General features: G+C 30.9%; 19 protein-coding genes. 14 read left to right on the forward strand and 5 right to left on the reverse strand.

Annotated features, from left to right (window positions below; all coding sequences use genetic code 11):
- The first annotated feature begins 10 nt into the window (after positions 1-10).
- The 4 genes from glpK to HMPREF2782_RS08760 all read left to right on the forward strand — a co-directional run bounded on the left by glpK (position 11) and on the right by HMPREF2782_RS08760 (position 4693).
- The gene (gene glpK, locus HMPREF2782_RS08745; protein WP_019118271.1) at positions 11-1516 is read left to right on the forward strand and encodes a glycerol kinase GlpK; all 1506 of its coding nucleotides are present in this window, start codon (positions 11-13) and stop codon (positions 1514-1516) included.
- A gap of 128 nt (positions 1517-1644) precedes the next feature.
- Positions 1645-3066 carry an NAD(P)/FAD-dependent oxidoreductase gene (locus HMPREF2782_RS08750; RefSeq protein ID WP_070642422.1) on the forward strand — a complete coding sequence of 474 codons (1422 nt, stop codon included), beginning with the start codon at positions 1645-1647 and terminating at the stop codon, positions 3064-3066.
- 11 nt (positions 3067-3077) lie between these two features.
- Positions 3078-4337: an NAD(P)/FAD-dependent oxidoreductase gene (locus HMPREF2782_RS08755; RefSeq protein ID WP_070642424.1), complete on the forward strand. Its 1260-nt coding sequence runs from the start codon at positions 3078-3080 to the stop codon at positions 4335-4337.
- Positions 4334-4693: a DUF1667 domain-containing protein gene (locus HMPREF2782_RS08760; RefSeq protein ID WP_070642427.1), complete on the forward strand. Its 360-nt coding sequence runs from the start codon at positions 4334-4336 to the stop codon at positions 4691-4693. Before HMPREF2782_RS08755 ends, HMPREF2782_RS08760 begins: the two co-directional genes overlap by 4 nt.
- 70 nt (positions 4694-4763) lie before the next feature.
- On the opposite strand, the gene HMPREF2782_RS08765 is transcribed toward HMPREF2782_RS08760, so the two are convergent.
- Positions 4764-5189: a DUF3021 domain-containing protein gene (locus tag HMPREF2782_RS08765; RefSeq protein ID WP_070642430.1), complete on the reverse strand. Its 426-nt coding sequence runs from the start codon at positions 5187-5189 to the stop codon at positions 4764-4766.
- Between the two features lie 9 nt (positions 5190-5198).
- Positions 5199-5639, reverse strand: coding sequence for a LytTR family DNA-binding domain-containing protein (locus tag HMPREF2782_RS08770; RefSeq protein WP_070642433.1), 441 nt, complete (start codon positions 5637-5639; stop codon positions 5199-5201).
- A gap of 338 nt (positions 5640-5977) precedes the next feature.
- On the opposite strand from HMPREF2782_RS08770, the gene HMPREF2782_RS08775 reads away from it, so the two are divergent.
- From HMPREF2782_RS08775 to HMPREF2782_RS08795, 5 genes are read left to right on the forward strand one after another with little or no spacing between them, the layout of a single operon-like run.
- The gene (locus HMPREF2782_RS08775) at positions 5978-6907 is read left to right on the forward strand and encodes an ABC transporter permease (protein ID WP_070642436.1); all 930 of its coding nucleotides are present in this window, start codon (positions 5978-5980) and stop codon (positions 6905-6907) included.
- A gap of 1 nt (position 6908) precedes the next feature.
- The gene (locus HMPREF2782_RS08780; RefSeq protein WP_070642439.1) at positions 6909-7934 is read left to right on the forward strand and encodes an ABC transporter permease; all 1026 of its coding nucleotides are present in this window, start codon (positions 6909-6911) and stop codon (positions 7932-7934) included.
- 7 nt (positions 7935-7941) lie between these two features.
- A complete protein-coding gene (locus tag HMPREF2782_RS08785; RefSeq protein ID WP_070642442.1) occupies positions 7942-8949 on the forward strand; it encodes an ABC transporter ATP-binding protein in 1008 nt (335 codons plus the stop codon).
- Positions 8939-9940 carry an ABC transporter ATP-binding protein gene (locus HMPREF2782_RS08790; protein WP_070642444.1) on the forward strand — a complete coding sequence of 334 codons (1002 nt, stop codon included), beginning with the start codon at positions 8939-8941 and terminating at the stop codon, positions 9938-9940. Before HMPREF2782_RS08785 ends, HMPREF2782_RS08790 begins: the two co-directional genes overlap by 11 nt.
- Positions 9924-11582: a peptide ABC transporter substrate-binding protein gene (locus HMPREF2782_RS08795; RefSeq protein WP_070642447.1), complete on the forward strand. Its 1659-nt coding sequence runs from the start codon at positions 9924-9926 to the stop codon at positions 11580-11582. Before HMPREF2782_RS08790 ends, HMPREF2782_RS08795 begins: the two co-directional genes overlap by 17 nt.
- A 131-nt stretch (positions 11583-11713) precedes the next feature.
- On the opposite strand, the gene HMPREF2782_RS08800 is transcribed toward HMPREF2782_RS08795, so the two are convergent.
- Complete coding sequence (locus HMPREF2782_RS08800; protein WP_070642451.1) at positions 11714-13639, reverse strand: G5 domain-containing protein; 1926 nt, start codon at positions 13637-13639, stop codon at positions 11714-11716.
- Positions 13640-13914: 275 nt separating this feature from the next.
- Between HMPREF2782_RS08800 and HMPREF2782_RS08805 the strand changes: the two genes are divergently transcribed.
- The 3 genes from HMPREF2782_RS08805 to HMPREF2782_RS08815 are packed head-to-tail and all read left to right on the forward strand — an operon-like array spanning position 13915 to position 16937.
- Positions 13915-14631 (forward strand): ABC transporter ATP-binding protein, encoded by a 717-nt coding sequence (locus HMPREF2782_RS08805; RefSeq protein WP_070642454.1) that lies wholly within the window; start codon positions 13915-13917, stop codon positions 14629-14631.
- Positions 14621-15619 (forward strand): COG1361 S-layer family protein, encoded by a 999-nt coding sequence (locus tag HMPREF2782_RS08810; RefSeq protein ID WP_070642456.1) that lies wholly within the window; start codon positions 14621-14623, stop codon positions 15617-15619. The genes HMPREF2782_RS08805 and HMPREF2782_RS08810 overlap by 11 nt, the downstream gene beginning before the upstream one ends.
- Positions 15609-16937, forward strand: coding sequence for an ABC transporter permease (locus tag HMPREF2782_RS08815; protein WP_070642458.1), 1329 nt, complete (start codon positions 15609-15611; stop codon positions 16935-16937). Before HMPREF2782_RS08810 ends, HMPREF2782_RS08815 begins: the two co-directional genes overlap by 11 nt.
- A gap of 34 nt (positions 16938-16971) precedes the next feature.
- Here the strand turns inward: HMPREF2782_RS08815 and HMPREF2782_RS08820 are convergent, their stop codons facing one another.
- Complete coding sequence (locus tag HMPREF2782_RS08820; RefSeq protein WP_070642461.1) at positions 16972-18459, reverse strand: NAD(P)/FAD-dependent oxidoreductase; 1488 nt, start codon at positions 18457-18459, stop codon at positions 16972-16974.
- Between the two features lie 34 nt (positions 18460-18493).
- Positions 18494-19210: an MIP/aquaporin family protein gene (locus HMPREF2782_RS08825; protein ID WP_019118256.1), complete on the reverse strand. Its 717-nt coding sequence runs from the start codon at positions 19208-19210 to the stop codon at positions 18494-18496.
- 214 nt (positions 19211-19424) lie between these two features.
- On the opposite strand from HMPREF2782_RS08825, the gene HMPREF2782_RS08830 reads away from it, so the two are divergent.
- Both HMPREF2782_RS08830 and HMPREF2782_RS08835 read left to right on the forward strand, forming a co-directional pair.
- Positions 19425-20456: a M42 family metallopeptidase gene (locus HMPREF2782_RS08830; RefSeq protein WP_070642462.1), complete on the forward strand. Its 1032-nt coding sequence runs from the start codon at positions 19425-19427 to the stop codon at positions 20454-20456.
- 98 nt (positions 20457-20554) lie between these two features.
- The gene (locus tag HMPREF2782_RS08835) at positions 20555-21628 is read left to right on the forward strand and encodes a BMP family lipoprotein (protein ID WP_070607243.1); all 1074 of its coding nucleotides are present in this window, start codon (positions 20555-20557) and stop codon (positions 21626-21628) included.
- Positions 21629-21715 lie beyond the last annotated feature (87 nt).

Below are 21715 nucleotides of genomic sequence, written 5' to 3' on the forward strand. Positions count from 1 at the left end.
AGGAGTTTGTATGACAAAGTATATTATGGCGTTGGATGCTGGAACTACAAGTAACAGAGCGATTATTTTTAACAAAAAAGGCGAAATAATGTCTGTTGCTCAAAAAGAATTTACTCAATTTTTCCCACACCCTGGTTGGGTTGAACATGATGCTACAGAAATTTGGTCTACTCAACTTGGAGTTTGTACTGAAGCAATTGCAAAATTAGGTATTGAATCAAAAGACATTGAAGCTATAGGAATTACAAACCAAAGAGAAACAACAATAGTTTGGGAAAAAGCTACAGGAAAACCAGTTTATAATGCAATCGTTTGGCAATGTAGAAGAACAGCTGATATGGCTGACAAATTAGTAGAAGATGGTTACAGAGAAACAATTCAAAATAAAACTGGACTTGTAGTTGATCCATATTTTTCAGCAACAAAAATTAGATGGATTTTAGACCATATTGAAAATGGACAAGAAAGAGCAGAAAACGGAGAGCTTTTATTTGGTACTGTTGATACATGGTTAATTTATAACTTAACTCGTGGAAAAGTTCACGTAACAGATTATACAAACGCATCAAGAACTATGATATTTAATATTCATACTCTTGAATGGGATGATGAACTTCTAGAAATTTTAAATATTCCAAAATGTATGCTTCCAGAAGTTAAACCATCAAGCTATGTTTATGGAAATACTTTTGCTGGATATTTTGATGGCGAAATTCCTATAGCAGGAATCGCAGGTGACCAACAAGCAGCTTTGTTTGGACAAACATGTTTTAACAAAGGGGATGCAAAAAATACTTATGGAACAGGCGCATTCTTACTTATGAATACTGGCGAAGAAGCTGTAAAATCTGACAATGGACTTGTAACAACAATTGCTTGGGGACTTGAAGAAGGAAAAGTAAATTATGCTCTTGAAGGTTCAATCTTTGTTGCAGGTTCTGCAATTCAATGGTTAAGAGATCAATTAAGAATTGTTGATGCAGCTGATGATACTGAATATATGGCTACAAAAGTTGATGATACAAATGGATGTTATGTAGTTCCAGCTTTCACAGGACTTGGTGCTCCATATTGGGATGCTTATGCAAGAGGAGCAATCGTAGGAATTACAAGAGGAACTAGCAAATACCATATTGTAAGAGCAACTCTTGAGTCCCTTGCATATTTAACAAACGATGTATTAACAGCAATGGCAAAAGACTCTGGTGCGCCACTTAAAGAATTAAAAGTTGATGGTGGAGCAAGTGCAAATAATTTCTTAATGCAATTCCAATCTGATATGATTCAAACAAAAGTAGAAAGACCAGAAACTCTTGAAACAACAGCTCTAGGTGCTTGTTATTTGGCAGGACTTGCTGTAGGATTCTATCAAGATCTTGAAGAAATTAAAGAAAACAGACTTGTTGATAGAGAATTTACTCCAGAAATTTCTGTTGAAGAAAGAGATAAAAAAGATAGAAACTGGCAAAGAGCTATGCAAAGAGCCTTTGGTTGGGCAAATCATTACGAAGAATAATTTTACAAAGATTATATAATATAATATAATAAAATTAACAATAAAATAAGACGATGAGAAAGCGAGTTAAAGTAGGCCCTATTTTAACTTGCTTTTTTTTCATTTAAATTTATTTGAAAGGAAGAAATATGTTTGATGCAATAATTATAGGAGCAGGAGTAACGGGTACTTCTATTGCCTACCAACTATCAAAGAAAAAAGGAAAATTTCTAGTTTTAGAAAAAAATGAAGATGTGTGCACAGAAACTTCAAAAGCAAATTCTGCTATCTGCCATGGTGGTTATGATGCAGAGCCTGGAACAATGAAGGCAAAAATGAATGTAAGAGGAAATCACATGATGGAAGATGAAGCCAAAAAATTATCTTTCCCTTACAAAAAAATTGGAACTTTTGTTCTTTGTCACAGCGAAGAAGATATGCCAAAATTACAAACACTCTATGATCAAGGAATTGAAAATGGCGTTTCTGGAATGGAAATTTTAAACAGAGAAGAAGTTTTGAAAATGGAACCAAATATAACAGACGATGTTGTGGCTGCTTTGTATGCAAAAGAGGCAGGAATTGTTGATCCATTTTTGATGAATATTGCCTTTGCAGAAGTTTCAAATATAAATGGTGTTTCCTATAAATTTTACGAAAAAGTTATAAAAACTGAAAAAAAAGACGGATATTGGGAAGTTTCTACTGAGAATAATACATATCAAACAAAAGCAGTTATAAATGCTGCTGGAGTATATTCAGATGAAATCCACAATGCTGTTTCAGATGAAAAATTTGAAATAAAAGCAAGACGTGGAGAATATTTACTTTTGGATAAGGATACAAAAGGATTTGTAAATCACGTTATGTTTAACCTTCCTACTGAAAAAGGTAAGGGAATTTTGGTATCTCCAACAATTGATAACAATACTCTTGTAGGACCAACTTCTGATTTTATTGATGATAAACATGATAGACGTTCAACAAGAGAACACATTGAAGAAGTTATAGAAAAATCAAATCATACTGTAAAAAATGTTCCTGTAAGAATGGTTATAACTTCATTTTCTGGAAACAGAGCTCATGAAGTAGGTGGAGATTTTATTTTAAAAGAAAGTCTTGATGGATTTTTTGACTGTGTAGGAATTGAGTCCCCTGGTCTTACATCAGCTCCAGCTATTGGAGAATATATGGCAAATCTTGTAAGCGAAAAATTAAATCTTGAAGAAAATAAAGATTTTACTTATGATAGAAAACCTACTCCAAAAACTAGCGAATTAAGTCTTGAAGAACACGACGCATTAATTAAAAAAGACAAGAGATACGGAAAAATTATTTGTAGGTGTGAATCTATAACAGAAGGCGAAATTGTAGATGCAATCAATCGTCCTCTTGGTGCTACAACTGTTGATGGAATCAAAAGAAGAGTAAGAGCTACAGCAGGAAGATGCCAAGGAGGATTCTGTTTGCCAAGAGTTATGGAAATACTTGCAAGAGAATTGGGCGAAGACTATGACGATGTAGTAAAAAATGGAAAAGATTCTTACTACATAAAAGGACATGTAAAGTAAGGAGCATTTAAATGAAAAATTATGATTTAGTAATAATAGGTGGAGGTCCTGCAGGACTTGGAGCTGCTGCTCGTGCCTATGATGAAGGAATTGAAAACATACTTATAGTTGAAAGAGATGAAATGCTTGGAGGAATTTTAAATCAATGTATCCACAATGGTTTTGGTTTACACAGATTTAATGAGGAACTTACAGGTCCAGAATATGCTCAAAGATTTATTGATGAAGTTGAAAAAAGAGATATTGATGTTTTATTAAATACAATTGTAATAGATTTTGCAAATGATAAAACTATAACCTTGATGAATGAAGAAAATGGAATGTTTACTTTAAAACCAAAAGCAGTTATCCTTGCTATGGGTTGTAGGGAAAGACCAAGAGGAGCGTTAAATATTCCGGGAAGCAGACCCGCAGGAGTATTTTCAGCAGGAACAGCTCAAAGAATGATAAATCTTGAAGGCTATATGCCAGGAAAAAAAGTAGTAATTTTGGGATCTGGAGATATTGGTTTAATTATGGCAAGAAGAATGACCCTAGAGGGAGCAGATGTTCAATGTGTTGCTGAAATTATGCCATTTTCTGGAGGATTAAAAAGAAATATAGTTCAATGTCTAGACGATTTTGGAATTCCACTTTATTTCAATACAACAATTTCATCAATTGAAGGAGATGAAAGAGTTACAGGTTGTACTCTTTCACAAGTAGATGAAAATATGAAAGTAATTCCTGGAACAGAAAAACATTTTGACTGCGATACAATTTTACTTTCAGTAGGACTTTTGCCAGAAAATGAACTTACAAAACAAGCAAAAATTGAAATTGATCCTAAAACAAAAGGAGCAGTAGTTTCAGATAGGCTAATGACAAATGTTGATGGAGTATTTGCAGCAGGAAATGTATTGCACGTTCATGATTTGGTAGATTATGTAACAGAAGAAAGTGAACTTGCAGCTAAAAATGCAGCAGATTATATTAAAGATAATTTCCAAAAATCTCAAAAAGAGCCAATTTATTTAAAGGCAGGAGATGGAATTTCTTATACACTACCACAATATATAAATCCAGACACCATGCAAGATGAAGCTATAATTAGGTTTAGGGTAAACAATGTTTATCAAAATAGAATTTTAAAAATGTTTGTTGACGGAAAAGAAGTAACAAAGAAAAGAAAATTAGTTTATGCTCCAGGAGAGATGGAAAACTTAATTTTAAAGAAAAAAGATATAAATGAAGATACAAAAGAAATAGAAATAAAATTGGAGGAAATATGAAAAAGGATTTAACTTGTATAAATTGTCCTCTAGGCTGCCTTGTGACAGTAACAATGGATGAAGAAGGAAATATAACCGATGTTACAGGAAATACCTGTAAAAGAGGAGAAGTTTACGCTAGAAACGAAGTAAAAAATCCAGTAAGGGTTGTTACATCAACTGTAAAACTTGATGGTGGAAAAGAATATTCAGTTTCAGTAAAAACTGCCGATGCAATTCCAAAAAACAAAATGAATGAGGCGATGGATGAAATAAATAAGGCAAAAATAAAAGCCCCAGTTCATGTTGGAGATGTAGTTATAGAAAATATAGCAGATACTGGAATTTCATTAATAGCTACAGCAAACAGAAAGTAAAAGCAAATTAAATAGCATTAACTAAGAAAAAGTGATGAGCATAAAAAAATTTTAGCTCATCACTTTTCTTTTACTTAAATTTTTTATTTAATTTTTCAATATCAGATTTTGTTGAAAAATATATTACTGTCCAAATAATCAAGTAAATAATGATAAAAAATACTAAAGAAATAACAGCAGATTGTATATTTGGTAGCCATTTTAGATAAAATCCTACTATTATAAAATATATGGCTAAAATTGAAAAATGTAAAAGACTTGCCTTTAACAAATTATCTTCTTTTATTATTTTATCTCCAATAAAAGACACTATTCCAAAACCACCATATAAGATTATCTCAATAATTCTTGCCTTTAAAAGTGAGTCTTGTCCATTTAAAAATTCTGGAACTCCCAAAGTGATTTTTCCTATAGCAAGGGAGATAAATATTTCTATGACACTTCCAATGCCAACTCCTACCAAAAATGATGCTAATAAATTTTTTAAATATTTCATAATTTCCTCCTAAAATCCTAAGGCTTTTTTAAATTCTTTTAAATATCTTCTAGAAACATAGGAAATGCTTCCGTTTTTAAATTCCACTGCTATTGTTCCTTTAAATGAAAGGTCTAGTTTTTTTACATAATCAAGATTTATAATTTCATATCTTGATATTTTTATAAATTTATTTTTATTTAGCCTTTCGTAAAGCTCGTAAAGTCTTATTCTTGATTTATACTCACCGTTTTTGCTTTCAATAAATACATTTTTATCCTTAGTAATACACCTAATAATTTCTTCATATTCCAAAAGATAAATTTCTTCATCTTTAAAAACAAGAATCTTATCAATATTTGTAGTTTCAAGACTTCTTTTTATATTTTCAATATCTTCGTTATATGAAGGAGCATAAATTTTTACAAGACTTTCATCTAAACTTTCATCAATTATTAATTCGACTTTCATTAAATCCTCCTTGTGTTTATATAATACATAAAAATTTTTGCCTTGACTACAAAATTTGGACAAGCGGTTACTAAAAAGTTATAAGCGGTTTTTATCAAAAAATTTGAAGGAAATAAGTGTAGAATAAATAAATATTAAAACTATATTTAAAATCTAGTTTTTATAAGAAAAAAATTAAAAAAAATAAATTTTTTTGAAAAAATATTTTAAATTTTCATTTTTTGAAATCGGCGAAAAGTATTGATAAAGCTAGGTTTATAACGTTATCACATTAACAATTTACCGTACTTGCAATTTATCTTGATAAAGTATATAATTAGATAAAACAAGGAGGAAATATGATTAAGTACATAATAAAGAGAATTTTACAAGCAATAGCAGTTTTGCTTTTGGTAACTTGTATTACTTTTTTTCTCATGAAGCTCGTGCCTGGTTCACCTTTTGCAAGTGAAAAATCTCAATCGCCTGAGGTGCTAGAGGCTTTAAATAAAAAATATGGATTAGACCAACCTTATTCTGTGCAACTAAAAAAATTTATTGTAAATGCTCTTCACGGAGAATTTGGCGTATCTTTAAAAATGCAAAAAAACAGACCAGTTATCGATATTATAAAAGAAATGCTTCCAACAAGTGTAAAACTTGGACTTATCGCACTTTTGTGGGCGACTTTGGTGGGAGTTCCTTTGGGTGCTCTCGCAGCTTATCACAGAGGCGAAAAGTTGGATTCATTTTTGAGGGTTTTGACAACCATAGGAATTTCCGCTCCTGGCTTTGTAGTAGCAACTCTCCTACTTTTATTTTTTGGTGTAAAATTAAAAATTTTTCCAACAATGGGACTTAACACTGTTGGCTCTTATTTTATGCCATGTTTTTCTTTAGGATTTTATCCTATGTGCTACATAGCAAGGTTGTCAAGATCATCAATGCTTGATGCAATTGGTCAAGATTACATTAGAACTGCAAGAGCAAAGGGAGTTTCTGAAGGAAAAATTTTATTTAAACACGCCCTAAAAAATGCTTTTATTCCAGTTTTAACTTATCTTGGACCACTTACTGCTGGAATTATTACAGGATCTATGGTAGTTGAATCAGTTTTTTCTGTTCAAGGACTTGGTAGATATTTTATTAACTCAGTTTTAAATAGAGATTATCCAATAATAATGGCGACAACACTTTTTTTTGCCTTTATGGTAATTGTTATGAATATGGTTGTTGATATTTTATACAGATTTATAGATCCAAGAATAGACTTAACTAAAGGAGATTAGTATGGAAGATTTATTTAATTTAAATTCAAAATTAAAATTAGAGGAATATGAATTTTCATCTGATGATTTTGAGCTTGCATCTGAAAGCTCAAAAGAAAATTTCATGACCAAAACTCCTCCAACTTCCTATCTTCAAGATGCCTTACGAAGGCTAAAAGAAAATAAAGTTGCAATGGTTTCTATTGGATTTTTGATTGTTGTTTGTATCTTTGCTTTTATCGGACCATTTTTGGTAAAAGGAGATTACACAACTCAATACAGAGGCGATGAAAATTTATTTCCTTGTCTTAGGTATCCTTTTGGAACTGATAAATTAGGAAGAGATTTGATGGTTCGTACAATGTATGGAACTAGAGTTTCACTTATAGTTGGAATTTTTGCATCATTTATTGTTTTGATAATAGGAACAATTTATGGAGCAATTTCTGGATATTTTGGTGGAAGGGTAGATGCTATAATGATGAGAATTTTGGATTTGATTTATTCAATTCCAGATGTACTTGTAGTAATTTTATTATCAATTGGTATATCACAACCTATGAAATCTTTTGTAAATTCCTCATCATCAGAATTTGCAAAAAAAATTGGTGTCCTAGGACCTGCTCTTATTTCAATATTTATTGCCTTTGGTCTACTTTATTGGGTAGGAATGGCAAGAATTATAAGAGGACAAGTTTTAATGCTAAAAAAACAAGAATTTGTTACAGCAGTTGAAGCTTTGGGTGGTTCTAAAAAAAGAATAATTAGAAGGCACTTATTTCCAAATTGTATAGGACAAGTAATAGTTATGACTGCCATGCAAATACCATCAGCAATATTTCTAGAATCATTTTTATCATTTTTGGGAATTGGAGTTTCAGCACCTATGACATCCCTTGGTGCTTTGGCAGCAGATGCTCTTGGAGGAATTTATTCCTACGCTTATAGATTAATAATTCCTTCTTTACTATTAAGTTTGATGATTTTATCATTGAATTTATTTGCAGACGGACTAAGAGATGCCTTAGATCCAAGGTTGAAAAAATAGGTGGCTTATGGAAAATATAAAAGAAAATAAAAAAGAAGTTTTAAAAATTGAAGATTTAAGCATATCATTTTACACACCTGTTGGAGAAGTTAAGGCGGTTGATTCAATAAATTATACCCTACACGAAAATGAAATTATGGGAATAGTTGGAGAATCTGGCTCTGGAAAATCTGTAGAAAGTTATGGCATAATGGGACTTTTACAAGAGCCAGGTAAGGTAAAATCAGGAAAAATTCTCTATAAGGGAGAAAATGTTCTTGATTATGACAAAAATAAAATGAGTGAGTTTAGGGGAGCAAAATGCTCCATGATTTTTCAAAATCCAATGACTTGCCTAAATCCAGTTTATACAATTGGAAACCAACTTATGGAAGCTTTATTGGTACACAAAAAATGCTCAAAAGATGAGGCCTACCAAAAGGCCGTTGAAATGCTTGATAGCGTTGGAATTTCCAATCCCAAAAGACGTATGAAACAATATCCTCACGAATTATCAGGAGGAATGAGGCAAAGGGTAATGATTGGGATGGGCCTTATTTGCGAACCAGATATTTTGATAGCAGATGAGCCGACAACAGCTATTGACGTAACAATTCAAGCGCAAATTCTTGAATTAATAAAAGAATTTCAAAATAAATCAAAAATGAGTGTAATTTTTATCACTCACAACCTTGCAGTAGTTGCACAAATTTGTGATACAGTTAGTGTAATGTATGCAGGAAGAATTGTAGAACAAGGAAGTGTAGAAGAAATATTTTACAATCCTAAACATCCTTACACCAAGGGGCTTTTAAAATCAATGCCAAGAATTGATTCAAAAGAACAAGTAAGGCTTGAAAGTATAAAAGGAACTCCTGTGGATATGCTAAATCCACCAGAAGGATGTGGATTTTCGACAAGATGCGAACATTGCATGAATATTTGTCTAAAAAAAGAACCACCAATGCTTGAAATGGGAAATGGACACAGATCAAAATGTTTCCTACACATAAAGGAGTCAATAAATGGAAGATAATAAATTATTAATATGTGAAAATATAGTAAAACATTTTGAAGTTCAATCTTCCTTTAATAAAGTAAGCAAAGTTCATGCAGTAGATAATGTATCCTTTTTTATAAGAAAAGGAGAAACACTTGGAATTGTAGGAGAATCTGGTTGTGGAAAAACAACACTCGGAAGAACAATTCTAAGATTACACGAACCGACAAGTGGAAAAATAATCTATGATGGAGAAACAATTTTTGATAGCGAAAAAAATATTCGCCCAGAAATGTATAAATTAAGAAGAAAAATGCAAATAATTTTTCAAGATCCATCAGCATCCCTTGATCCAAGAATGACAGTTCAAGAAATTGTTGGAGAGGCTTTAGACATTCACGGTCTATACAAAAAAAATAGGCAAGAAAGAATAAATGAACTTTTAAGAACAGTAGGATTAAACGAAGAACACTCAAATAGGTATCCTCACGAATTTTCAGGAGGACAACAACAAAGGATAGGAATTGCAAGAGCACTTGCAGTTGAGCCAGAATTTATTGTTTGTGATGAGCCGATTTCAGCCTTGGATGTTTCCATTCAAGCTCAAATTGTAAATATGCTTGAAGATATGCAAAATGAAATGGGGCTTACATATTTATTTATAGCTCACGACCTGTCAGTTGTAAAACATATTTCAGATAGGATTGGAGTAATGTATTTGGGAAAAATGGTTGAACTTGTTGATGCCGAAAGACTTTATGAAAACCCATTACATCCTTACACCCAATCTCTATTAACAGCTATACCAGTTCCAGATCCCAAACTTACTAGATCGTTAAAAAGAATAAAGCTAGAAGGAGAAGTTCCATCGGCGATTAATCCGCCAAAAGGTTGTAGGTTTCATGAAAGATGTCCGTATGCGACAGAAATTTGTAAAAAGGAAGAGCCGGAGTTTAGAGAAGTAGAAGAAGGACACTATGTAAGTTGTCACAATTTAGGAGGTAATAAAAATGAAAATGAAGGCTAAATTATTAGTAGGCTTGTTGAGTTTATCAATGCTATTTACAGGATGTGGAGGAAACAATTCTAAAAGCAATGATAGTAGCAATTCTAATGTTGCAACAAACGAAGAAGAAGGCAAAAAAGATGGAGTATTGGATATAAATATTGCATCAGAACCAGAAACAATAGATCCACAATTAAATACATCAGCTGATGGTGGCTTGATGATTTCTCATTTGTTTGAATCTTTAATCAGATGGGATGACGATGGAAAAGGAAACGCAGTTTTAAAACCAGGTCTTGCAGAAAAATGGGATGTATCTGAAGATGGTTTGACATGGACTTTTAAATTAAGAGATGCAAAATGGTCAGATGGAAAACCAATTACTGCAAATGATTTTGTATATGCTTGGAACAGACTTGTTGATCCAAAAACTGGAGCAGATTATGAATATATGCTTGATATGGTAAAAGGATATGACGATAAAAAATTAGATATTTCTGCACCAGATGATAAAACATTCGTAGTAAATTTAGGTGTAAAATGTCCATACTTTGAAGAAATTTGTGCTTTCCCAGCAGTAATGCCAGTAAGAAAAGATATAGTTGAGAAAAATGAAACTTGGACAACTTCCCCAGATACATTAGTATCATCTGGACCTTACAAACTTGAAAAATGGGAACACAACCAAACACTTACAATGGTTAAAAACCCAGAATATTATGATGCAAAATCAGTTAAGGCTGAAAAATTATCTTTCCATTTACAAGATGATCAAAACGCAATCTATGCTGCTTATAGATCAGGAGATTTGGATTTTGTAAACTCAGCACCACAAGAAGAAATTAAAAAACTTCTAGATACAAAAGAATTAAAGACTCTTCCATACGTAGGAACATATTTTGTATGTTTCAATACAGAAAAGAAACCATTTGACGATCCAAAAGTTAGAAAAGCATTCTCACTTGCAATTGATAGAAACTTTATAGTTGATCAAGTTACAGGAAGAGGAGAAAAAGCTGCTAGCGGTTTTGTACCAGCAGGAGTTTATGATGCAGATGGAGCTAAAGGCGATGACTTTAGAACAGTTGGTGGAGATTATTATTCAATAAAATCTGACGATTATGAAAAAAATATTAAAGAAGCCAAAAAACTTATGGAAGAAGCTGGATTTAAAGACGGCAAGGGCTTCCCACAAATTGATTATCTATACAATACAGACGATAACCACAAGGCTATAGCAGAAGCTTTACAAAATATGTGGCAAGAAAATCTAGGCGTTCAAGTTAATCTTCAAAACCAAGATTGGAATGTATTCTTGAAAGAAAGAAAAGAAGGAAACTACAATATAGCAAGACACGGATGGATTGCTGACTACAACGATCCAATGAGCTTTATCGATATGTGGTTAACAGGCGGTGGAAATAACGACGCTCAATATAAAAATGAAGAATTTGATAAATATGTAAAAGCAGCTAAAGCAACATCAGATCAAAAAGAAAGAATGGAAAATATGCACAAGGCTGAAGACATATTAATAAAAGATGATTCAGTAGTAGCTCCAATTTATTTCTATGTAAATCCATACATGATGAAACCAAATATCAAAGGAATGTACTACACACCACTTGGATATTTCTTCTTTAAATCAGCAACAGGATTCTAAAAAAATTATAGTAAGTAGGGAAATTTAAAAATAAAAAGGTGATGATTCAGAATATAATTCTGATTCATCACCTTTTTTATTAAGATTTTCTAAATTATTACTTTAAAATCTTTAAAATTTAATCATTCAATTTATTTTCTTTTTTTAGAAACAAATAGTCCGCCGCTTGCCATTCCCAATAGGGCAAGAAGACTTGAAATTGAACCTACTCCTGTTTTAACATTATTATTGTTATTTTTGTTAGATACAATTTTAGAAACTATAGGTTTCTTTTCATCTTTTTCTTTTTCTTTTTCTATTTTATATTCTTTTACTGTTATAGTTGATAAAGCTGTTGTTGTTAATCCGTCTTTATCAGTAAGAGTGAATTTTATTTTGTACTCACCAGCTTTATTGTTATCAAAATTTCCCTTATCGATTACAACTTTGTCAATCATTTCTCCATCTTCAGGATCAAAAGCCTTTAGTATTAATTTCTTTAAATCTAATTTTTCTCCAAGATCAATTTCTTTTGATGGTTTAACCTCAAGAATTGGAGCTTTATTTTTTTCGACTTTTTTTGTTCCTCTTAGGATGATTTTATCTACTGGTTTTTTTTCTACTTTTTCTACTTTTTCATCAGTTAATTCTTTTATAATTTCTTTAGTTCCGTCTTCGTTTATAACGTAGTAATAAGGAGTATAGGTAACACTTAGTCCGTTTACACCTTCTTGTTTTACTTTTGTTTTTCCTTCTTCTAGTGTAGGATCATCTTCATAGACAGTCTTATATTTTATTTCTGATTCCTCTCTTTTATCTTCCTTTAGGATTTTGGATTTAAGAGTTAGGTTCCAACCATCTAGGTCATTTCCTTGCATATCTAAAGAATAAAGCTTTCTTAAACGTTCAGCATTATCGCCTGTAAATTCTGCTTTTAGTATAAAATCTTTAAATTTTTCTGAAGAGTGACTATATAAATTAAGTGAGTTTTGAATAAGAGCTCTTTTAAAGGACCTATCATTATATAATTTAAATTCACCTTCTTGGAATTTTCTGTTAGAAGAAATTAGTTTTCTTCTATTTGTAAGTTTTTCTGTTATTTGCCCATTATGAATTTGTGTTATTGTAAATTCAATATTTAGACTTTCTTTATCTTCATCTAAGATAATAGCATTGGGATCTTTTATTCCCACAAGAGAAGTGTTCATGTTTTGTGTAATATAACCACCTATTATGCCTTTATTAGGTTGATTTTGATTTGAAATTTGATATATATAATTTTCATCATCAGGTTTTATATCAATACTTTCAACATTAAAATCCTTAATAATTTGATCGTTATCATCTTTTATTTCATCTGTTTTGATATCAAATTCTAAAGGTGTTCCTATTTTACCATCAAAACGCTTCGTAACAGATGTATAATTTTTTTTGCCGTTCTCTCCGATATATTGAATTCTTATAGAGTAATTAAAGGATACAGGTTTACCCTCATCGGCTTGGTTGTAATATCCTTTACTATCACTATATTTCCAGCCTATTCTTACTTTCACATTCTCATGTTTTGCGAAAGCATTTACTCTACTATTTTCCGGCTTGTTTTCATTATTAATTTCTAATGCATCATTAGACTTATTGGTTTTGTCCTTATTTTCGTCATTGATTATATTTTGAGATGGTTGAATTTTTTTCTCAGGATTTTTATTTTCTTCAACTTTATTTTCTTTAGCTTTTTGTCCTATTTTTTCATTCACAAAATTTTCAACTTTAAAAGCTGGATTACTTTTCAAAGATTCTCTAATTTGATTTTCAAATACTGAAATTTCTTCTAAAGAGTATCCTGCATTTTTTAGGCTATTTATATTATTTTCGCTAAAATTAAAGGCTTTTTGTTCATTTTGTACTTTTTGATTATTTACTTCTTCATTTTTTGTAGATATTTCTACAATACTTTGGTTTTGACTTTCAGAAGCTTTTTCATTTTCTGCAAAAGCTGTTGCTGGAGCTTGAAGAATCATTGTTAATGATAGGGCTGCTGCAAAAATTGGAGTGCTTATCTTTCTTCTATCTTTTTTCATGTGTTCTCCTTTTTAATGTTTTTTGACTTTTTTTGTTATTACTAATAACAAAATCTGTTTTCCATTCACATATAAACTATACTTGAATAATTAAAAAAATCTAAAATTATTATAATTTAAAAAAACTAAATAATAATTAAATCAACTTATAAATTTATATAAATACTTATTTAATTTGAAAATTTTTAAATTAACTATTGATTGTTTTTTTATAAAAATTATATAATAAGAAAAACAATTTATGGTTTTAGATACGCTTATTAAAAGGGAGTTTTATGACTTTTATTAAAATACAAAATGTAAAAAAATATTATAGGCTGGGATCAAATATTATTAAAGCCTTGGATGGAATTGATTTAACAATTGATAAGGGCGAATTTATTGCTTTGCTTGGGACTTCTGGCTCTGGCAAATCGACCTTGTTAAATATTCTTGCAGGTCTTGAAAGACCTTCTTTTGGAGATGTTTTATACAAAAATATTTCTTTAAATTCTTTGAGTGAGGAAGATATAACTAGATTTAGAAACTTAAATATTGGTTTTGTTTTTCAATCATATAATCTTATGCCTTATCTTACTGCTATAGAAAATGTGGCTTTGCCTTTAATTTTTAAAGGCGAAAGTAAAAAAGAAAGGGAAGAGAAAGCCTACCAAATTTTAAAAGACATGGGACTTTCTAAAAGAGTTTACAATAAACCAAACGAGCTTTCTGGTGGACAACAACAAAGAGTTTCCATTGCACGTGCTTTTGTGGGAAATCCAAATATTATTTTTGCTGATGAGCCTACGGGAAATCTTGATACAAAAACTTCTTTTGAAATTATGGAATTGATAAAATCGATTGTTAGAAAAAATAATCAAACTCTTATTATGGTAACTCATGATGAGGAAATGACAGAATTTGCTGATAGAACCCTTTTTATGAGAGATGGACTTATAGAAAAAATACATGAAAAATTAAGTATAGATGAGGTGTTAAAAAATGGAAAATAATCAAGTTGAAAACAATACAAATTTTAATAAACAAGATGATTCTGCCAATGAGCAAGCTCAAATAAGAAATAAACCAAAATTAATTATTTCTTCATATAAAATCCAACCAAAAATGGTTGAAGCTGGAAAAGATTTTGATATAATTTTAACTTTGTATAACACGAATGCACAAAATGCTATATTTAATTTGAAAGTTTCTCTTGACCAATCATCTTCAACTGAGCAAGTTTCTGGAAATAATCAAGCAGGTTCGGGGACGACTGCTTATGGGAATGAGGGATCCGTTTTTACACCAGTTGAAAGGTCAAATACTTTTTATAGGTCTGCAATTTATCCTTGGAATTATTCAACAGAAACTATAAAAATGAATGTTTTGCCTAATACAAAAGCTGGCAATTATCAAATGAGCGTTAATTTTGAATATGAAGATTATCTTGGCAATCAATATCAAACCACAGAAAGTATAGGAATACCTGTTGTAGCAACTGCAGCAATAAGTACAAGTGATATAAATATAGATGAACTATTTGTTGGAGAAGATACAAATGTTTCTATGAATATTTACAATACTGGCAAGGATAATTTGACAAATTTTATGTGCAAAGTCGAAGGAGAAGGCTTTGATGTAGATGAAAATAGTCATTTTATTGGAAATTTTGCACAAGGAGCGAGCGAATCTTTTTCTTTTAATATGAATCCTAAAAAAGAAGGTCCTTTAAAGGGAAAAATAATTTTAACTTATGAAGATTCCAAGGGAGAGGTTCACAAGGAAGAAAAAACTTTTAAAAAACAAGTTCAAATGTCCCAAAATGAAAATGTGGATGAAAATGGCAAGCCAATAGAATCTACCGAACAGGTAGAACAAGATTTTAATATGGCACCTGTTATAGGAATCGGCTCTATTTTTCTAATAGTTTTATTGATTTATTTTATAAGAAAAAGGAGTAAAAAGAAAAAAAATAAGGAATTAGATTTAGATGAAAATTAAAGATAGGATAGATATTGCCTTTAGAAATCTTTTGAGAAGAAAATCTAGAACTATTCTTACCATACTTTCAGTTTTGATTGGAACAGTGTCAATAATAATGATGATTTCCTTGAGTTTGGCAATGGCAAAACAACAAAGAGATATGGTTGAATCTTTTGGAGGATTGGAAAATATAGAAATAAGTTCTGACAAAGCACAAACTTCTATAAATCAAAGTAGCATAGGCAAGTTTAAAAAAATAAAACATGTAAAATATGTAATTCCTCATAAGGATTTATATACAGAAATTTTTTTGAAAAAGAATAAAGATACAAAACTTGAAGCAAATAATGGAATAAGCCTTATACCTGATAAGGTCTTTGCTCAAATAAAATCTGACATGCTTGATTCAGGATCAAATTTAAATCCATCAGATGATTTGTATATGATTTTGGGTTCAGACTATCACTTATACAAGATGAAAAAACAAGGTGAATCCTTTGAACAAGAAGACGTTGAAGGCTTAAATATTTTAAAAGAAAAATTTATGTTAAGATTAGGCTATGAAGATATGGAAAATAATCCCACAGACGAAGAAGGAAATTCCAAGCCAACTTTCACAGATCTTGAAATAAAAGTTAAGGGGATAATGAATGAATCAAGTTTTTTAGAAAAAAGTAGAATGTATATAAATGAAAAAACTTATAAAACTTTGCAAAAAGAAGATAAAAAATTGCAAAGCCCAAGCCTTGATGATATGAGCGAAAATGGAGGGAAAAAATCAAATTATTTGTACGAAAATATTACCCTTGTATGTGATGAATATGAAAATGTAAAAGCAGTAGAAGATGAAGTAAAGTCGATGGGTTATCAAACATCATCATCAATAGATATGATAGAAGAGATAAATAAATCCACAAAAACAATAATGCTCATACTTGCAGGAATAGGTTCAATTGCCTTTATTGTAGCCGCAATAGGAATAATAAATACAATGCTTATGAGCATATACGAAAGGCAAAAAGAAATTGGTCTTATGAAAGTAATTGGCGCAAGCGTTTCAGATATAAAGACTATGTTTTTATTAGAATCAGGATTTATAGGATTTTTTGGAGGGCTTGTAGGCTTACTTATTTCTTATTTGTTAGGATTTATAGCAAATAAATTTTTGCTAGCAGGATTCGCCCAGGCCATGGATACAGCTTTGGAATTTAATATCCCAATTTGGCTAGGAGTTATGGCGGTGATTTTTTCATCATTTATAGGAATCCTAGCAGGCTATCTACCAGCAATAAGAGCAACAAAATTATCAGCAATAGAAACATTAAGAAGCAATTAAAAAAAACCACAGGCATGGAGCCTGTGGTTTTATATTATTCTTCTAAATTTTTTTCTTCTAATTCTTTTATGAAATTATTAATATCTTTTTTATTTATTCTAGAAATTCCGGAATGTTCGCTGTCGAATTTTCTGTTTAAAATTTTTTCTCCTGTTTCGTCTTCCATAACTTCTAGAACTCTTTGCCTACAGAAATTTCCTTGGCAAAATCCCATTCCACTTCTTGTACGTCTTTTTATTGCGTCAAATGTAAGACAAGGGATACCCCTGTTCATTGCATCTCTTATTGTCTTTTCGCTAACTTGCTCGCATCTGCATACAAGTCTTTCAGGATTTCCAAGTGGCAAATCAATTTTATCTTTTACCTTATTAAAATCTTCAAGCTCTTTGTATTCTATAATAGGTTTTCTATAAGGATTGTAGGAAGGATCATCTTCTAATTTTAAATTTAAATCTTTTAAAATATTTTCAACAATTTTGGCAACTTCTGGAGAAGAAGTTATACCTGGAGATTGGATTCCTACAACATTTATAAAACCAGAAGTTTTGGTATTTTCTATTATAAAATCTCCCGTTGATGAAGCAGGTCTAAGTCCTGCAAAGGAGCGGATAAATTTTTTTAAATCAATTACATCATCTTTTACAGATTTTAATCCAAGCTTGTAAATTTCTGCAAGCCTTTCAATGTGTGTTCCAAGATCAATTTCTTCTTCATCAATGGCATCAGGGCCCAAAAGAAGATTGTTGTGGTAGGTTCTTGTTACAAGAATTCCTTTTGATTTTTTAGATGGCGTTTGGAATAAAACTTGCTTTATTTTCTCGCCAGTTCCTTTTTGCATAAGTAAATATTCGCCACTTCTTGGATGGATTGTAAAATCAGTTTCTGTAATCATACTTGAAATTTTTGCTCCATTTAATCCAGAAGCATTTATTACAAATTTTCCTTCATAAATATTGTCATCAGAAGTTTTTACTTTAAAAATATCTTCTTGTTTTTTTATATCAACAACTTCACTTTGAAGTTTTAATTCAGCACCGTTTTCTATGGCATTTTCTACAAGGGCAATAACGTATTCGTATGGAGAACAAACACCAGCTCCTTTGCAATAAAGAGCGGATATTGCATCATCGGATACATTTGGCTCAATTTGTCTAAGTTTTTCTTGATTAATTATTTCAATATCATCAAGATTATTTTCAAGACCCATTTTGTAGAGTTTATTAAGTTCTTTTTCATCGTCTTCATCAAAAGCTAAAACCAAAGATCCGTTTTCCAAAAATCCGAAGTTTAGCTCTTGGTTTAACTTATTAAATTCCACTCTTCCCTTGTAACAAATTCTTCCTCTTAGCTCATCGTGACTTTCAGCATAACCACCGTGAACTATTGCAGAATTTGCCTTGCTTGCTCCCATAGACACATCAATTTCTTTTTCTAAAATTAAAATATTTAATTTATACCTGGAAAGTCTTCTTGCAATTGATGCACCAGTTACACCAGCACCGATTACTATTACATCATACATTTTATTCTTCTCTTTTCTTAAAATTTATAAATAATTAAAATATAAAATTAAAAACTGGAACTGCTAAGATACCACCAATTATTGGTCCAACAACAGGAATCCATGAATATCCCCAGTTTGGATCTACTTTGTTTTTGAAAGGTAATACTGCATAAGCAATTCTTGGTCCCAAATCTCTTGCAGGATTAATTGCATAACCTGTTAGTCCACCTAAACTCATACCAATTGAAACGATAAGACCAAATACATATAATTTGTCAACGCCGCCCATTCCAGCGCCAGCTACATTACCAAATCCTAAAATAGCAAATACTAAAACAAAAGTTCCAATAATTTCTGATAATAGGTTTCTAAAAGTATTTGGTATAGTTGGAGCTGTGCAGAAAGTAGCTCTAACTGTTAATGGATCATCGCTTGTTGCATCATAATGATCTTTGAATAAAATATAAACTAAAATAGCTCCGCAAAATGCTCCAAGCATTTGTCCAATTATGTAAGAAGGAACTGTATTCCATTCGATTCCACCATTAAATGCAAGGGCAATTGATAGGGCTGGATTAAAATGAGCACCTGTTAATGCACCAAAAATACAAGCTGGAATCATAACTGCAAGACCCCAAGCAAATGTAATTTGAACAGGACCTGCACCTTTTTGTCCACTCTTATTCAATAGAACGTTTGCAACAACTCCATCTCCTAATAAAATAAGTAACATTGTTCCAAAAAATTCACCTAGTATTATGTCTCTCATAATAACCTCCTGTTTTATTACTAAATATAAAAAAAGCAACAAAAATAATGGGATAAATTTGTTGCAAAGTCTCTTTTTATATTTAGCTGTGAAAATGTTTACACTCATATTATAGCACATATATTTTTAGAATACAAATATTTATTTTATTTTTAAATTTACAAGGAAAAATTTTTAATTTATAATTAAATTATAAGAAAATAAAGGAGTAAAAATGGACAAAAATACAATAATAACTTATATAAAAGAATTATGCACAAGACCATCACCAACTGGTTTTACAAAAAAATGCGAAAAATATTTGATGGAAGAATTTAAAAATTTAGGATACAAGCCTTACCAAAACAACAAGGGAAATGTAATCGTTCCAATTTATGTAGATGAAAAAAATAAAGATGATGGACTTTTATTATCAGCTCATATCGACACACTTGGTCTTATGGTAAGAAGTATAAAAGAAAATGGAGGAATTCAAGTTACAACTCTTGGTGGCTTTCCATTAAATTATGCAGAATTTGAAAATGTAAAAATTTTTACAAGAGATGGAAAAGAATTTGAAGGAGTCTTTAGATTAAATGAGCCTTCAGTTCATGGCTCAGATACACCAAAAATTTCAAAAAGAAATTTTGATGAAATGGAAGTTGTTATCGATGAGCTTGTTGAAAGTGATGAGGATGTAAAAAAACTTGGAATAAATCCTGGAGATTTTATTGCTCTTGATTCAAGATTTAGATATTCAAATGGTTTTGTAAAATCACGTCATCTTGATGATAAGGCATCAAGTGGAGTTTTGCTTGCCCTTGCAAAAGAAATTAAAGAAGAAAATATAAAATTTAATAGAAATATTTATATGATGTTTACAACTTATGAAGAAGTAGGACATGGAGCAAGTTCGGGCCATCCATCTGGAATAAAGGACATGATTGCAGTAGATATGGGTGTTGTTTTTGATGATTTAAAAACAAATGATAGATTGGTTTCAATTTGTGCAAAAGATTCATCAGGTCCTTACAATTTTGATTTAACAAATGATTTAATAAATATAGCCAAAAAAATTGGAATTGATTTTGCAATTGATATTTATCCATTTTATGGTTCAGATGCATCTGCTGCTATGAGCTCATTTTATGATTATAGGCACGCCCTTGTAGGTTGTGGAATTTCAGCATCTCATGGCTATGAAAGATGTCACGAAAATGCCTTGATGAATTTGTTTGATTTATTAAAAACTTATATATTAAAATGAAAAATAATTTTATTATTGTAAAATAGCTAGACAGAAAGATAAATTTCATATAAAATAGTATTACACAAAAAAACAATTTCTTAATTTAAGGGGGAGAGATGAAAATTAAAAAAATTATGGCTGGAGCTCTAACTCTAGCACTTTCACTAAGCATTACAGCTTGTGGATCAAAAAAAGATTCTGATAACGGTTCAATGGCTTCTACAGCTTCTAACGCAAATGGAGCAAAAGTATCAGCTACAATGGTAACTGACCAAGGCGGAATAAATGATAAATCATTTAACCAATCTGCTTATGAAGGATTAAAAGCTTACGAAAAAGATGGAAAAATTAAATTTGATTATATTGAATCACACAAAGATTCTGATTATCAACCAAACCTTGAATCAGCACTTGATAGTGAATCAGATTTGATTTTTACAGTAGGATACGCTCTTTATGATGCAACAAGCAAGGCTGCAAAAGATAATCCAGATCAAAATTATGCAATAATCGACAACGCAAATCCTGATAAAATTGAAAATCTTTTAGGAATAACATTTGCAGATAATGAAAACTCATTTTTAGTTGGATATATTGCAGGAATGAAAACAGAATCTAACAATGTTGGATTTGTAGGTGGAATGGAATCAGCAGTAATCGATAGATTTGAATATGGATTTAGAGCTGGTGTAAAACAAGCAGCAAAAGAAAAAGGAAAAGACATAGAAGTTCAAGTTCAATACGCAAATTCTTATGCTGACCAAGCAAAAGGAAAAAATATTGCTAACCAAATGTATCAAAAAGGTGCAGATGTAATCTTCCATGCAGCTGGTGGTACAGGAATTGGAGTATTTGAAGCAGCAAAAGAAAATAACAAATACGTAATCGGCGTTGACCGTGACCAAAAAGAAGAAGCTCCAGATAATATTTTGGCTTCAACAGTTAAAGGCGTAGGTAAAGCTGTTCAATTAACACTTGATGATTACAAAGATGGAAAATTCAAAGGTGGAGAAACAAGAGCATTCTCACTTAAAGATGGAGAAGCTTTGGATATAGCTTATGGAGATAATGACCTAGTAGACCAAAAAGTTAAAGACAAGGTTGAAGATTTAAGAAATCAAATCGTTGATGGAAAAATTAAAGTTCCACAAAACGAAGAAGAATTTAAATCAATGGGTTACGACAAATAAGTAAAAATCTACTAAGAAAAAATAAGTAATTAAAAGAGTAGGAAGAAAAACTACTCTTTTTTTTACAAAAATATTTAGAAAATTCTA

This window comes from Anaerococcus sp. HMSC068A02 (assembly GCF_001811125.1).
In the GTDB taxonomy this organism is placed as follows: Bacteria; Bacillota; Clostridia; order Tissierellales; family Peptoniphilaceae; genus Anaerococcus; species Anaerococcus vaginalis_C.